Source organism: Stenotrophomonas sp. Sm10, from assembly GCF_030985515.1.
Classification (GTDB): Bacteria; Pseudomonadota; Gammaproteobacteria; order Xanthomonadales; family Xanthomonadaceae; genus Stenotrophomonas; species Stenotrophomonas hibiscicola.
Genome location: NZ_JAPTFO010000087.1, coordinates 1 through 13885, shown reverse-complemented (window position 1 = coordinate 13885; position 13885 = coordinate 1). Strand labels below are relative to the sequence as shown.

14 protein-coding genes are annotated in these 13885 nt (G+C 67.2%); 5 read left to right on the top strand and 9 right to left on the bottom strand.

All coding sequences use genetic code 11. The features are described from left to right. Positions 1–135: 135 nt before the first annotated feature. Positions 136–1335 (bottom strand): MFS transporter, encoded by a 1200-nt coding sequence (locus O0J15_RS18125; protein ID WP_308306077.1) that lies wholly within the window; start codon positions 1333–1335, stop codon positions 136–138. A 72-nt stretch (positions 1336–1407) separates the two neighbouring features. Between O0J15_RS18125 and O0J15_RS18120 the strand changes: the two genes are divergently transcribed. After that, positions 1408–2205, top strand: a complete 798-nt coding sequence (locus tag O0J15_RS18120; protein WP_308306076.1) for a helix-turn-helix transcriptional regulator — start codon at positions 1408–1410, stop codon at positions 2203–2205. Between the two features lie 59 nt (positions 2206–2264). Here O0J15_RS18120 and dnaJ read toward each other — a convergent pair whose 3' ends face one another. The 4 genes from dnaJ to hrcA all read right to left on the bottom strand — a co-directional run bounded on the left by dnaJ (position 2265) and on the right by hrcA (position 7288). Further along, positions 2265–3386 (bottom strand): molecular chaperone DnaJ, encoded by a 1122-nt coding sequence (gene dnaJ, locus O0J15_RS18115; protein ID WP_308306075.1) that lies wholly within the window; start codon positions 3384–3386, stop codon positions 2265–2267. A gap of 154 nt (positions 3387–3540) precedes the next feature. Continuing rightward, a complete protein-coding gene (dnaK, locus tag O0J15_RS18110; protein WP_021202053.1) occupies positions 3541–5463 on the bottom strand; it encodes a molecular chaperone DnaK in 1923 nt (640 codons plus the stop codon). A 181-nt stretch (positions 5464–5644) separates the two neighbouring features. Further along, positions 5645–6160 (bottom strand): nucleotide exchange factor GrpE, encoded by a 516-nt coding sequence (gene grpE / locus O0J15_RS18105; RefSeq protein WP_019661244.1) that lies wholly within the window; start codon positions 6158–6160, stop codon positions 5645–5647. Positions 6161–6223: 63 nt separating this feature from the next. After that, entirely contained in the window at positions 6224–7288 is a 1065-nt protein-coding gene (gene hrcA / locus O0J15_RS18100; protein WP_019661243.1) for a heat-inducible transcriptional repressor HrcA, read from the bottom strand. A 115-nt stretch (positions 7289–7403) separates the two neighbouring features. On the opposite strand from hrcA, the gene recN reads away from it, so the two are divergent. After that, entirely contained in the window at positions 7404–9065 is a 1662-nt protein-coding gene (gene recN, locus O0J15_RS18095) for a DNA repair protein RecN (RefSeq protein ID WP_171952123.1), read from the top strand. Positions 9066–9175: 110 nt separating this feature from the next. On the opposite strand, the gene O0J15_RS18090 is transcribed toward recN, so the two are convergent. Further along, positions 9176–10093: a LysR family transcriptional regulator gene (locus tag O0J15_RS18090; protein ID WP_308306074.1), complete on the bottom strand. Its 918-nt coding sequence runs from the start codon at positions 10091–10093 to the stop codon at positions 9176–9178. 98 nt (positions 10094–10191) lie between these two features. On the opposite strand from O0J15_RS18090, the gene O0J15_RS18085 reads away from it, so the two are divergent. Next, positions 10192–11436: an SGNH/GDSL hydrolase family protein gene (locus tag O0J15_RS18085; protein WP_308306073.1), complete on the top strand. Its 1245-nt coding sequence runs from the start codon at positions 10192–10194 to the stop codon at positions 11434–11436. 58 nt (positions 11437–11494) lie between these two features. Here O0J15_RS18085 and fur read toward each other — a convergent pair whose 3' ends face one another. After that, complete coding sequence (gene fur, locus O0J15_RS18080) at positions 11495–11911, bottom strand: ferric iron uptake transcriptional regulator (protein ID WP_014646807.1); 417 nt, start codon at positions 11909–11911, stop codon at positions 11495–11497. A gap of 103 nt (positions 11912–12014) precedes the next feature. On the opposite strand from fur, the gene O0J15_RS18075 reads away from it, so the two are divergent. Beyond that, on the top strand, positions 12015–12407 hold the full coding sequence (locus tag O0J15_RS18075; RefSeq protein WP_005409234.1) for an outer membrane protein assembly factor BamE: 393 nt from the start codon (positions 12015–12017) through the stop codon (positions 12405–12407). A 36-nt stretch (positions 12408–12443) separates the two neighbouring features. On the opposite strand, the gene O0J15_RS18070 is transcribed toward O0J15_RS18075, so the two are convergent. Then, positions 12444–12701, bottom strand: coding sequence for an RnfH family protein (locus O0J15_RS18070; RefSeq protein ID WP_019661240.1), 258 nt, complete (start codon positions 12699–12701; stop codon positions 12444–12446). A gap of 3 nt (positions 12702–12704) precedes the next feature. Continuing rightward, entirely contained in the window at positions 12705–13130 is a 426-nt protein-coding gene (locus O0J15_RS18065) for a type II toxin-antitoxin system RatA family toxin (RefSeq protein ID WP_019661239.1), read from the bottom strand. 57 nt (positions 13131–13187) lie between these two features. Here O0J15_RS18065 and smpB point away from each other — a divergent pair, with 57 nt between their 5' ends. Beyond that, a complete protein-coding gene (gene smpB, locus O0J15_RS18060) occupies positions 13188–13691 on the top strand; it encodes an SsrA-binding protein SmpB (protein WP_019661238.1) in 504 nt (167 codons plus the stop codon). Positions 13692–13885 lie beyond the last annotated feature (194 nt).

The following is a 13885-nucleotide window of genomic DNA, read 5'->3' as shown; positions in this document are numbered from 1 at the left end:
CGACCGAGCTTACATGGACGTACTTGCAGCGGCCCCCGCCACCGGACCCACCCCGCCACCCCACGGATAGCGCGCTTCGGCTGTTGCCGTTGCCTCTGCGGGTGCAGGGCTGCAAGCCCTGCAAACCAAAACCCCTCAGTGAGCAGCAGGCCGCGACGGCGGCAGCCACGCCGCCACGACGCCCAGCAGCGGCAGGAACGCAGTCAGCTGATAGACGTACTCGATGCTGGTCTTGTCCGCCAGCAGGCCCAGCACGGCGGCACCCAGCCCGCCCATACCGAACGCGAAACCGAAGAACAGGCCGGACACCATGCCGATCCGGTGCGGCATCATTTCCTGCGCATAGACCACGATGGCCGAGAACGCCGAGGACAGCACGAAACCGATCAGCACCGCCAGCACCGTGGTCCAGAACAGATCGGCATGCGGCAGCATCAGTGCGAACGGCGCAACGCCCAGGATCGAGGTCCAGATGATCGGCTTGCGGCCGATGCGGTCACCCAGCGGGCCGCCGAGGAAGCCGCCGGCCGCGGACGCCACCAGGAATGCGAACAGGTGCAGCTGCGCCTGTGCCACCGGAATGCCGAAATGGTGGATCAGGTAAAAGGTGAAGTAGCTGCCGATGCTGGCCATGTAGAAGTACTTGCTGAAGATCAGCACCAGCAGGATCGCCAGCACCTTGGCCACGGTGCGCGGCGGATGGCGCGGCGCCGTCGAGGCGGTGCTGGCCGGACGCGGGGTGCCCAGGTGCAGCGCGTACCAGCGGCCGACATAGGTCAGCAGCGCGATGCCGATCAGGGCGGCGCCGGCAAACCACGATGCGGCATGCTGGCCGTACGGCACGATCACCGCCGCTGCGATCAGCGGGCCCAGCGCGGTACCGAAGTTGCCACCGACCTGGAACACCGACTGCGCGAAACCATGGCGACCGCCCGAGGCCAGCCGCGCGATGCGCGAGGCTTCCGGATGGAAGATGGCCGAACCAATGCCGACCATCGCCGCCGCCATCAGCACCACCGCGTAGTTCGGTGCGAAGCCCAGCAGCAGCATGCCGCACAGGGTCGAGGCCATGCCGATCGGCAGCGAGTACGGCGCCGGGCGGCGGTCGGTAGCCATGCCGATCAACGGCTGGAAGATCGAGGCGGTGAGCTGGTAGGTCAGCGTGATCAGGCCGATCTGGGTGAAGCTGAGGTTGAAGCCGCCCTTGATCACTGGATAGATGGCCAGGATCAGCGACTGCATCATGTCGTTGACGACATGCGAGGTGGAGATGGCGGCCAGCACGCCGGGGGCCACCGGGCGTGAGGTGGTTGCGGGAGAAGCCAGGGTCGACATGGATACAGTCAGGTTGGGGGCGAGCCACGCATGCTACGGTGACCTCCCCCTCCCTTCTGCCGCGTTCGGGTCATGGCATATCGCAAAAAGGACATCCCCTGCCAGGTCCGCGAGACTGCGCCGTGGAACGAGGTTCCGGTGCACCGCCCAGTGACCTGCCGCGCCCGCCATTACAAGCCCGGGACCCACATCGCGCCCCACCGGCACCGGCGTCACCAGCTGGTGTTCGCCATGTCCGGACTGATGGTGGTGCGTGCAGACGGCGGCCGCTGGGTAGTGCCTTCAACCCGCGCGATCTGGGTCCCGGCCGGCACGGCCCATGCGGTGGACTGCATCGCCGAAGTACACATGCGCAGCCTGTACGTGGAGCCGGACTTCGCGCCGCAGCTGCCGGACGAAGCGTTCGCGGTACAGGTGGCGCCGCTGCTGCGCGAGCTGCTGCTGGCCGCCAGCCTGATCGAGACCGCGCATGTGGACGACAGCCGCGACGGCCGCGTGGTGCGCCTGCTGCTGGACGAGCTGCACCGCATGGACGTGCTGCCGCTGCACCTGCCCTCGCCCACCGACCCGCGCCTGCAGCGGATCTGCCAGCACATCCAGAAGCATCCCGGCGACGACGCCACGCTGCAGGATTGGGCGCAGGCGCTGCAGGTGGACGTGAAAACCATCCAGCGCCATTTCGCCAGCGAACTGGGCATGAGCTTCGGGCAGTGGCGACAACAGGCGCGGCTGCTGGCCGCACTGGAACGGCTGGCCGTCGGCGACAAGGTCATCGATGTCGCGCTGGCGATGGGTTACGACAGCCCAAGCGCGTTCACCAGCATGTTCAAGCGGCAGCTGGGGCAGACACCTGCGGCGTTTTTCCGCTGACCGCATACGAAAACGCCGGGCATGGCCCGGCGCTACCGTTCAATGCTTGCGTTGAGAACTCAGGACGTCATGCGGTCCCAGAAGCCCTTCACGCCATCGATGAAGGTGGCCGACTTCGGCGAATGCTTGCGCGCTTCCTCACCAACGAAGGTGGCTTCGAACTGCTCCAGCAGCTTGCGCTGCTCGTTGGTGAGGTTGACCGGGGTCTCCACCACCACACGGCAGTACAGGTCACCCTCGCTGCGGCTGCGCACCGAACGTACGCCCTTGCCACGCAGGCGGAACAGCTTGCCGGTCTGGGTCTCGGCCGGAATGCGGATCTCCGCCTCGCCGCCCAGCGTGGCCACGCGCACGGTGTCACCCAGTGCCGCCTGCGAGATGCGGATCGGCACTTCGCAGTGCAGGTCGTCGCCATCGCGCTGGAAGATCGCATGCTCGCGCACGCGCACTTCCACGTACAGGTCACCCGGCGGCGTACCGGCCGGACCGGCTTCGCCCTCGCCCTGCAGGCGGATGCGGTCGCCGGTATCGACGCCGGCCGGCACCTTCACCGACAGCACCTTGTCTTCCTCGACGCGGCCGTTGCCGTGGCAGGTCTTGCAGGGCTTGGCGATGATCTGGCCACGGCCGCCGCAGTTGTGGCAGGCCTGCTGCATGGCGAAGATGCCGCGCTGGATGCGCACCTGGCCACGGCCGTGGCACACGTTGCAGGTCTCGGCCTTGCCGTCCTCGGAGCCACTGCCATCGCAGTCGCTGCACTCGGCCAGGGTCGGAATCTCGATGCGGCGCTCGACGCCGCGCACGGCTTCTTCCAGGTCCAGCTCCATCACGTAGCCGATGTCGGCGCCGCGACGGGCCTGGCGCGGACCACCGCCGCCACCAAAGATGTTGCCGAAGATATCGCCGAAGATATCGTTCATGTCCGGGCCGCCCGGACCACCGCCGCCCATGCCGTGCTCGAACGCGGCGTGGCCGTGGCTGTCGTACATGCGGCGCTTGTTGCCGTCGGACAGTACTTCGTAGGCTTCCTTGCACTCCTTGAAGGAGGCTTCGGCCGCCGTATCGCCCGGGTTGCGGTCCGGGTGGAACTTCATCGCGCAGCGACGGTAGGCCTTCTTCAGCTCTTCGTCGGTGGCGGTGCGGGCAACGCCCAGCACTTCGTAGTAATCGCGCTTGCTCATATCGTGAATCGGGTTCCGGAACGTCGGGATTCGTCAAAGCGGAAGAGCGGAACCAGGTCCGCTCTTGCGTCGGGCGCCCCGACACGCCGGTGGGCGGTCAGGACCCTGATGCGACAACGGGACGCTGGTGGCCAGCGTCCCGCGTCGGTCCGGATCAGGACTTCTTGTCGTCCTTGACTTCGGTGAACTCAGCGTCGACCACGTCGTCCTGCGCCTTGCCGGCATTGCCGGCGTCGGCACCCGGGGCACCGCCCTGGTCGGCCGAAGCAGCGGCGAACAGCGACTGGCCAGCTTCTTCCAGTGCCTTCGACTTGGCTTCGATCTGTGCCTTGTCGTCGCCCTTCATCGCGGTTTCCAGGTCAGCCAGCGCTGCCTCGACCTTGCCGATGACATCGCCGCCGACCTTGCTGCCGTGCTCGGTGATCGCGCTGCGGGTGCCGTGGATCAGGGCGTCGGCCTGGTTGCGGGCCTGCACCAGTTCCTGGAACTTCTTGTCTTCTTCGCGGTTGGCTTCCGCGTCGGCGACCATGCGCGCGATCTCCTCCTCGGACAGGCCCGAACCGGCCTTGATCTCGACCTTCTGTTCCTTGTTGGTCTTCTTGTCCTTGGCCGACACATGCAGGATGCCGTTGGCGTCGATGTCGAAGGACACTTCCACCTGCGGCAGACCGCGCGGGGCCGGCTCGATGCCGGACAGGTCGAACTTGGCCAGCGACTTGTTGAAGCGGGCCTGTTCGCGCTCACCCTGCAGCACGTGCACGGTCACGGCCGACTGGTTGTCCTCGGCGGTGGAGAACACCTGCGAGGCCTTGGTCGGGATGGTGGTGTTCTTCTCGATGATCTTGGTGAACACGCCACCCATGGTCTCGATGCCCAGCGACAGCGGGGTCACGTCCAGCAGCAGCACGTCCTTGACGTCGCCGCCCAGCACGCCGCCCTGGATCGCCGCACCCAGTGCCACGGCTTCGTCCGGGTTGACGTCCTTGCGCGGTTCCTTGCCGAAGAACTCGGTCACGGCCTGCTGCACCTTCGGCATGCGGGTCTGGCCGCCGACCAGGATCACTTCGCTGATGTCGCTCGAACGCAGGCCGGCATCGTTCAGGGCGACGCGGCACGGCTCGATCGACTTCCTGATCAGGTCATCCACCAGCGCTTCCAGCTTGGCGCGGGTCAGCTTGATGTTCAGGTGCTTCGGACCCGACGCGTCGGCAGTGACGTACGGCAGGTTCACTTCGGTCTGCTGGGCGCTGGACAGCTCGATCTTGGCGCGCTCGGCAGCGTCCTTCAGGCGCTGCAGGGCCAGCGGATCCTTGCGCAGGTCGATGCCCTGGTCCTTGTTGAACTCTTCAACCAGGTACTCGATGACGCGGTTGTCGAAGTCTTCGCCGCCCAGGAAGGTGTCGCCGTTGGTGGCCAGCACTTCGAACTGCTTTTCACCGTCGACGTTGGCGATCTCGATCACCGAGACGTCGAAGGTGCCGCCGCCCAGGTCGTACACCACGATCTTGCGATCCTTGTTGTCGCCCTTGTCCAGGCCATAGGCCAGCGCGGCCGCGGTCGGCTCGTTGATGATGCGCTTGACGTCCAGGCCGGCGATGCGGCCGGCGTCCTTGGTCGCCTGGCGCTGGCTGTCGTTGAAGTAGGCCGGCACGGTGATGACCGCTTCGGTGACCTTCTCACCGAGGAAGTCCTCGGCGGTCTTCTTCATCTTTTCCAGCACCTTGGCCGAGATTTCCTGCGGCGCCATCTTCTTGCCGTCGCTGGTGGCCACCCAGGCGTCGCCATTGTCATGGGCCAGGATGCTGTACGGGACGTGGGCGATGTCCTTCTGCACCTCGCCATCGGTGAACTTGCGGCCGATCAGGCGCTTCACCGCGTAGAAGGTGTTCTTCGGGTTGGTCACGGCCTGGCGCTTGGCCGAGGCACCGACCAGGACTTCGCCGTCCTTGGTGTAGGCGACGATCGACGGGGTGGTGCGATCGCCTTCCGAATTCTCGATGACGCGGGCCTTGCCGCCGTCCATGATCGCCACGCACGAGTTGGTGGTGCCGAGGTCGATACCAATGATCTTGCCCATGGGGGAGACTCCTGAGGATACTTGTTGGGGTCAGTCCGGCCGTTCGGCCGGTGGATGAATACGATGTGGGGGAGGCTCGTGGAACATTCAAGCCATCCTCCGAACGCTGTGTTTCCGGTCATCCGGCGCGTTCAGCGTCGGGTCGGGTGGCGGGTCTGTCCGCCGCCCCGGCCCTGCGGGATCACTCGGCGGCCACCACCACCAGCGCCGGCCGCAGCAGGCGCTCGTTCAGCAGGTAGCCCTTCTGGAACACGGTCACCACGCTGCCCGGGGCGGCGCCCGGGGTCGGCGCCTGGCTGATCGCCTGGTGGTGTTCCGGGTTGAACGGCTGGCCGATCGGGTCCAGCAGGACCAGGCCGTTGTCGGCAGCGACCTTGAGCAGCTGCTTGTAGGTCAGCTCCAGGCCTTCGCGCAGCGGGTGCGGGTCGTCGCCGGCGGCCTTCAGGCCGGCGTCCAGGCTGTCGAACACGGGGAGCAGATCGCCCAGCAGCTTCTCGTTGGCGAACTTGCGGGCCTGTTCGATGTCACGGGCAACGCGCTTGCGCTGGTTCTCCAGGTCGGCGCGCTCACGCAGGGCATCGGCCTTGACCTGTTCGATTTCGGCGCGCAGGCGCTCGACTTCGTCGTTGACGCCGGCGGTGGCGGCCGCATCGGCGGCACTCTGCTGGGATTCGATATCTGGCTGTTCGTGGTTCATGTCTGGGTCCCTGGCGGTCAAACTCCGCCTCCAACCACCCTAGTGTGGGCGGGATGCTGCGTTTCAAGCGTCGGATGTTCCCGGCGTGCGCGAGGCCGGTGAAAAGGCCGCGCCGAGCACATCGGCCGTGGCCTGGACCAGCGGGATCACGCGGTCGTAGGCCATCCGCTTGGGACCGATCACGCCCAGCACGCCCAGCACCTGGCCGTTGGCGGTGTACGGGGCGGTGACCAGCGAGACGCCCTGCAGCGGCATCATCCCGGTCTCCTCGCCGATGAAGATGCGCACGCCCGGCGCCTGGATGGTCCGCTCCAGCAGCTGCAGGATCTCGCGCTTGCTGGAGAACAGCTCGAACAGTTCGCGCAGGCGCTCCAGGTCAGACAGGTCCTGCACCCCCATCAGCCGGGTCTGGCCGGCCACCAGCATGTCGTCGGCCGGCGGCTGCAGGGCCTGTTCGGCCAGTTCGATGCTGTGCGCCAGCAGCTGTTCCAGTTCGGACCGGGCATCGCGCAGTTCCAGCAGCAGGCGGGTGCGGATCTCGGCCAGCGGCAGGCCGGCGAAATGCGCATTGAGGTAGTTGGCGACCTGCTCCAGCTGCCCCGGCGCAAACTCCTGGCGGGTCTCAATGACCCGGTTCTGTACCTCGTTGTCGGCGAACACCAGGATCGCCAGCACCCGCCGTCCGTCCAGCGCCACGAAATCGATCTGGCGGAAGGCGAACTGCTCCCGCCGCGGGGCGCTGACCACGCCGACGAAGTGGCTCATCGCCGACAACAGTTCCGAAGCGCTGCCGAGCAGGGCCTGGGTGCTGCCACCGCCGGCCAGCTCCTGGCGCAGCCGGGCCAGCTCGCCCTCGCCCGGCGGCTGCATCTGCAGCAGGCTGTCGACGAATACCCGGTAGCCGTGCGCGGTCGGTACCCGCCCGGCCGAGGTATGCGGCGAGGCCAGCAGGCCCAGGTCCTCCAGGTCGCCGAGGATGTTGCGGATGGTGGCCGGGCTGACCTCCAGCCCGGCCACGCGTGCCAGCGTCTGCGAGCCCACCGGCTCACCGTCCTGGATATAACGCGCGATCAGCGTGCGCAGCAGATGGCGCGCACGCGGGGCAAGCTGGTCGGGAGAACCGTGCATGGAATCAACCTGTGAGACACGGACACTAGATAATGGCGGCGCATCACCTTGGCAAGTCATTGGACCTCCCGCGCCCGCGTGCTAGCGTTGCGCGGCTGCTGATACCCCCTTACCCATGCTCAGACATCTTTCGATCAAGGATTTCGCCGTCGTCCGCGCTACCGAACTGGAGTTCGGGCCAGGCATGACCGTGGTTTCAGGCGAGACCGGCGCCGGCAAGTCGCTGATGGTCGACGCGCTGGGCTTCCTGTCCGGCCTGCGCGCCGACAGCGGCGTGGTCCGCCATGGCGCCGCCCGCGCCGAGCTTTCCGCCGAATTCGCGCTGGAGCAGCTGCAGGCCGCCCGCCAGTGGCTGGCCGACAACGAGCTGGACGACGAGGACCAATGCCAGCTGCGCCGCGTGATCCGCGCCGACGGCGGTTCCCGGGCCTGGATCAACGGCCGCCCGGTGACCCTGGCCCAGCTGGGCGACCTGGCCTCGTTGCTGGTGGAGATCCACGGCCAGCACGAACAGCAGGCCCTGCTGACGCGCCCGTCGCAGCTGGCGCTGCTGGATGCCTATGCCGGCAACGAGAACGAACGCCGCCAGGTACGGCGCGCCGCCGCGGCCTGGCAGGCACTGGTCGATGAATCGCTGGCGCTGTCGCAACAGGGCGACGTCAGTGACCGGATCGGCTTCCTCGAGCACCAGCTGCGCGAACTGGACCGGGAAGACCTTGAGCCGGAATCGATCGCGGCACTCGGCGCCAGCCACCGTCGCCAGGCCCACGCCAGCGCCCTGCTGAGTGCCTGCCAGGCGGCCAGCAACCAGCTCAACGGTGACGACGGCAGCTCCGCGCTGGACCTGTTGCAGCAGGTGCGCCACGAGCTGTCGCGCCTGATCGAACACGACCCACGGCTGGGCGAGGTGGACGGCCTGATCGAGAATGCCTCGATCCAGCTGCACGAAGCCCTGTCGCTGCTTGACCGCGTGCATGACGATCTGGATGCCGACCCGGAACAGTTCGAGGAGAACGAGCGCCGCCTCGGCCGCCTGCACGACCTGGCCCGCAAGCACCGCGTGCCGATGGACGAGCTGGGCGCGCAACGCGAGCGCATGCATGCCGAAGTGGAGCAACTGCGCGGCGCCGACGAGCGCCTGCAGCGCCTGGCCGGCGAGATCGACAAGGCCGCCGCCGCCTGGCGCGTGCAGGCTGAAGTGCTGACCGCCAGCCGCCGCAGCGCCGCCGCCGAACTGTCGGCCACCACCACCGGCATCATCGCCGAGCTGGGCATGGGCGGCGGCCAGTTCCTGATCGAGCTGGAACCCCAGGACGCCGGCAAGCCCGACCCACAGGGCGCCGAACGCGTGGAGTTCCTGGTCGCCGCCAACGCCGGCCAGCCGCCGCGCGCCCTGCGCAAGGTGGCCTCGGGCGGTGAACTGTCACGCATCTCGCTGGCCATTGAAGTGGCCGCGCTGGATCTGGACGCGGTGCCGACGATGGTGTTCGACGAAGTGGATTCAGGCATCGGCGGCGCGGTGGCCGACATCGTCGGCCAGAAGCTGCGCGCACTGGGCGAGAAGCGCCAGGTGCTGTGCGTGACCCATCTGCCGCAGGTCGCCTCCAAGGGCCATGCCCATTACCGGGTCAGCAAGGCGCCGGTGGAAGGCATGACCCAGAGCGCCGTGGAAAAGCTGGACAGCAAGGCGCGCGAAGAAGAGCTGGCGCGCATGCTGGGTGGCGTGGAAGTGAGCAAGGAAGCGCGCGCCGCCGCGCGCAAGCTGCTGCAGGTGTAACGCCGCCCGAGCCGGGCATAGGCCCGGCTTCCGCGCGGTAGTGCCGGCCGCTGGCCGGCAACCCAACACGGGTGGGCGAAGATCGTGAGGTTGCCGGCCAGCGGCCGGCCCTACCCCCGTGGCTGCGTCAGATCGACCTGTTCCACCAGGAAATCGAGGAACGCGCGTACCCGCAGCGGCAGGTAACCGCCCTGCCCCAGGAACACGGCGTGTACTTCTTCCAGGTCACCCGGATTGGCCTCTTCCAGCACCGGCAGCAGGCGCCCGGCGGCGACGTCGCCCTGCACCTGGAACGCGGCCAGGCGGGCCATGCCCAGACCACCCAGCACCAGCTGGCGCAGTGCATCGCCGTTGCTGGCACGGGCGTTGCCGCTGGGCAGCACCATCCGCTCTCGCCCCTCCTGCAGCAGCGGCCAGCCCTGCATCGCACGCGCGTGGCCGATGTCCAGCCGGTTGTGCGACTGCAGTTCGTCGGCGTTGCGCGGCATCCCGTGCCGCTGCAGGTACGCCGGCGCGGCCACGATCATCATCCGCGTCGCGCCCAGCCGTCGCGCCACCAGGCTGGAGCTCTTCAGCGGACCAGCCCTTACCGCAACGTCGGTGCGCTGCTCCAGAAGGTCGATCACTTCATCATTGAGGGTCAGGTCCACCCCCACCTGCGGGTTGCGCGCCAGGAACGCCGGCAGCAGCGGCAACAGGAAATGCTGGCCGAACGGCACGTTGGAGTTGACCCGCAGGCGTCCACGCGGTTCGGCATGGGCACTGGCGCAGCGCTCTGCTTCTTCCAGATCGGCCAGCACCCGCAGGCCCCGCTCGTAGAACGCGCAGCCTTCCGCGGTCAGCTGCAGCTGGCGGGTGGATCGCTGCAGCAGTCGCGTGCCCAGCCGCTGCTCCAATCGTGCCACGAGCTTGCTCACCGCAGACGGCGTCATGTCGAGCGTGCGCGCGGCGGCGGAGAAGCCGCCGGTCTCGATGACCCGCACGAACACTTCCAGCTCGCCGGATCGGTTGATGTCGGGTCGCGCCATGACGATGAATCCAGTTCACAGATGATTATCCATGCGCAGTCTAGTTCACAGATGGCCGGAGAATCACCATGGCAATTCCTCCTTCCCGGGATTGCCCGATGAACCGCTTGAGCCAGTTCACCGCCGCCGCATTGATTGCCCTGTCCGGCGCTGCCAGCGCGGCCACGGCCCCGCACTGGGTCGCCAGCTGGCAGGCCAGCCCGCAACCGGTCTGGGGCGCGGATTTCCTCTTCCCAACCCTGGTTCCGGCCGCGCTGCATGACAAGACTTTCCGCCAGACCGCGCGCATCAGCCTGGGCGGGGCGCGGCTGCGGGTGCGGCTGAGCAATGCCTACGGTACCCAGCCGTTGCGGATCGGAGCGGCCAGCATCTCCGCATGCATGGGCGGCGCGCCTCACCCGCTCAGCTTCGACGGCCAGCCCAGCGTGGTGATCGGCCCCGGCCAGGAACGGCTGAGCGATCCGCTGGCGCTTGCCACGGATGACCGACAGGCGCTGCAGGTCAGTGTCTTCGTGCCGGGGCCGGCGGCGGTCCAGACGTTCCATTGGGACGGTCGCCAGACCAGCTGGATCGCCGCTGGCGACCAGAGCCGGGCCCAGGCGCTGCGCGCTGCCAGCAGCACCACCGCGCGCCTGCTCCTGGCCGGTATCGAGGTCGAGGCCAACGCCAGCGCGCGCAGCGTGGTGGTGATCGGCGACTCGATCACCGATGGCGCCACGGCCAGCCTCGACCAGGACCAGCGCTGGACCGACCATCTGGCCGCGCGCCTCGCCCCGCGCGGGGTGGCGGTGGTCAATGCGGGCATTTCCGGCAATCGGCTGCTGAGCGACGGCATGGGTGAGTCCGCCCTGGCCCGTTTCCAGCGCGATGCACTGGATCAACCCGGCGTGGCGAGCGTCATCGTGCTGATCGGCATCAACGACATCAGCTGGCCCGGCACGGCGTTCGCCCGGGGCCAGGCCAGGCCAACGCTGGCCGAACTGCAGGCGGGCTATCGCACCCTGGCAGAACAGGCCCGCAGGCGTGGTGTGCGGATAATCGGCGCCACCCTGCCACCGTTCACTGGTGCCCTGCCCGGCACGCCGCTGGACGACTACTACCATCCGGACAAGGACGCCCTGCGGCGGCAACTCAATGCCTGGCTGCGTACGGACAGCCCGTTCGACGCGGTGATCGACCTGGACGCGGCGCTGCGCGACCCGGCCGAGCCGTTACGGATGGCCGCCGCCTACGACTCCGGCGATCACCTGCATCCGGGTGATGCAGGGAACCGGGCGATGGCCGAGGCGGTGGACCTGGACCTCCTGATGGGATCATCCAGGCGTGGCGGGAATCTACCGTAAGCAACGAAAAACCCCGGGCAGGCCCGGGGTTTCGTCGCATCCAGCGGGCCTGAACGGCCTACTTCCGCTTCTTGCGCACGTACAGCACCAGCGAGTGCTCTTCCAGCTCGTAGCCATGGTCGGCCGCGATCTTGCGCTGCAGCTCCTCGATCTCATGGCTCTCGAACTCGATGATCTTGCCGCTGTCCACGTCGACCATGTGGTCGTGGTGGCCACCACGGTCCAGTTCGTAAACGGCCTGGCCGCCCTCGAAATTGTGCTTGAGCACGAGGCCGGCAGCCTCGAACTGGGTCAGCACCCGGTAGACGGTCGCCAGGCCGATCTCGTCGCCATGCTCGAGCAGCTGGCGGTAGATGTCCTCGGCGGTCATGTGATGCTGGTGGTGCTGGGCATTGCGCTGCTCGAGCAGCGCCAGGATCCGCATCCGCGGATGGGTCACCTTCAGGCCGACTTTACGCAGGTCGTGGGTTTCCATAGGTCTCCGTTCATTGGCGATTTAGCGCCAGCTGCCTCGGATTGGGTCGCGGTGGCACGCCGGGAGTGTATCATCGGTTTGATTTCCCCAACCGCCAGTCCCGATGCGCAATCTCCTGTTGGTCGCCGCCGTCGCCCTGTCCACCACCGGGTGCGGCATCATCTACAAGCAACCCATCTATCAGGGCAACCTGATCCGGGAAGATGCCGTGGCCAAGCTGCAGGTCGGGCAGAGCAAGCAGCAGGTCACCGCGCTGCTGGGCACCCCGTCCATTCCCGACCCGTTCCACGCCCAGCGCTGGGACTATACGTCCAGCCAGCGCGTGAACCGCCTGGGCCGTACCGAAGTGAAGAACTTCGTGGTGTTCTTCGAGAATGACACCGTGACCCGCTGGGAGGGCGATTACTTCCCGGGCAACGACAAGGCCCTGGCCCAGCAGACCGTGCGCCAGTTCGGCCGCAACCTGCCCAAGGACAAGAAGAAGAAGGGCCGTTAAGCGCCCAGCCCCGTCCGCAGGGACGGGTTGCCGGGATCAACCGCCGAGCGCGCGACGCCGGCGGTTGTCCTTGGGATCGGCCAGCAGCGGGCGCAACAGCTCGACGCGGTCGCCATCCAGCAGCACCTGCTGCGGACGCGCCAGGACGCCGTGCACTGCAGCGGCCGGACAATCGGCACTGCCTTCCAGCGCCGCAGCGGCAATGGCGTCGGCCACGGTGGCACCCTCCTCCAGTTTCAGTCGGCGCGACAGCACCTGCTGCGGCCAAGCCAGTACCACTTCGACCTCGATCACCGCTCAGTCCTCGTCGGCGACGCGGACGAAATCGTTGACCATCCGATCGGCCAGGCCCTGGAAGCCGATCGCCAGCGCCGGACCGAGCAGGCGCGAGCTGGGTTCGAACTCCAGGGTGAGGGTGACCTTGCAGGCGTCCTCGGCCAGCGCATGGAATTCCCAGCGGCCGTGCAGCCGCTTGAACGGTCCATCGCGCAGCTGCATATCGATGCTGTGTGGGCGCTGCAGGGTGTTTTCGGTCTGGAACCAGGTGCTGAACGAACCCAGGCCCAGGTCCAGGCGTGCCACTAGGCGGTCCTCGCCCTGCTCCAGGATCTGGGCGGCCGAACACCAGCGGAAACGGCGCGGATAGGCCTGGACATCGTTGACCAGGTCGAACATGCGCGCAGCCGAATGTTCGACCAGGGCGCTGCGGCGGATAGTAGGCATGAATACAGGACGTTTCGGCAATCGACCGGGCGGGCCCGAATCGGAGACAATACGGAAATGAGCAAGAACAGCGGCAAGGATAAAGCAAAGAGCGCGACGGCCAACAAAACCATCGCGTTGAACAAGCGTGCCCGCCACGAGTATCACATCGAAGAGCGCTTCGAGGCCGGCCTCGCCCTGCAGGGCTGGGAGGTCAAGTCGATCCGCGCAGGCCGTGGCAACATCATCGACGCCTACGCCTATGTGAAGCGCGGCGAGATCTACCTGATCGGTGCACAGATCACCCCGTTGATCCAGGCCTCCACCCACGTGGTCGCCGAGGACCGCCGCGAGCGCAAGCTGCTGCTGCACCGGAACGAGATCGACAAGCTGATCGGCAAGGTCGAGCGCGACGGCTACACGATCGTGCCTACCGCGATGTACTGGAGCAAGAACAAGATCAAGCTTGAGATCGCACTGGCCAAGGGCAAGCAGAACCACGACAAGCGCGATGCCGCCAAGGACCGCGACTGGGCGATCGAGAAACAACGCGTGATGCGTCGCGGCAACCGCGACGCGTAAGGCGGCTGCGCAGCACCCTGTAGAGCCGAGCTATGCTCGGCTGCTTTGGCTTTCTGTAGAGCCGAGCCACGCTCGGCTGCTTTGGCTTTCTGTAGAGCCGAGCCACGCTCGGCTGCTTTGGCTTTCTGTAGAGCCGAGCCACGCTCGGCTGCTTTGGCTTTCTGTAGAGCCGAGCCACGCTCGGCTGCTTTGGC